Source organism: Actinophytocola sediminis, from assembly GCF_054779715.1.
The window spans coordinates 1-637 of the sequence record NZ_BAAGXS010000125.1; the positions used below are offsets into that span (position 1 = coordinate 1).

Below are 637 nucleotides of genomic sequence, written 5' to 3' on the forward strand. Positions count from 1 at the left end.
CGGTGGTGTTCGTGCCGCCGAGGTTCGCGAAGGCGGCGGTGGTTGAGGCGATCGACGCGGGGATCGGGTTGGCGGTGGTGATCACCGAGGGGATCCCGGTGCATGACACGGCGAGTTTTTGGGCGCATGCGTGTGCGACGGGGAACAAGACTCGGGTGATCGGGCCGAACTGTCCGGGGGTGATCAGTCCGGGTAAGTCGAACGCGGGGATCATTCCGGCGGATATCACGGGTTCTGGGCGGATCGGGTTGGTGTCGAAGTCGGGGACGTTGACGTATCAGTTGATGTATGAGTTGCGGGATATCGGGTTTTCCTCGGCGGTGGGTATCGGTGGGGATCCGGTGATCGGGACGACGCATATCGATGCGTTGGCGGCGTTCGAGGCGGACCCGCAGACCGAGGTGATCGTGATGATCGGTGAGATCGGTGGGGACGCGGAGGAGCGTGCGGCGGCCTATATCGCCGAGCATGTGTCCAAGCCGGTGGTGGGGTATGTCGCCGGGTTCACCGCTCCGGAGGGCAAGACCATGGGCCACGCGGGCGCGATCGTGTCCGGTTCCTCGGGCACCGCGGCGGCCAAGCAACAGGCTCTGGAAGCGGCGGGGGTCAGGGTCGGCAAGACCCCGTCGGAAACCGC

Annotated in this window: 1 protein-coding gene; it reads left to right on the forward strand. The window is 65.8% G+C overall.

Features of this window, described 5'->3' with window-relative positions; translation table 11 throughout:
- Positions 1 to 637 (forward strand): succinate--CoA ligase subunit alpha (locus tag ACYVIP_RS44610; protein ID WP_460407297.1); only part of this gene is annotated, 637 nt, incomplete at both ends.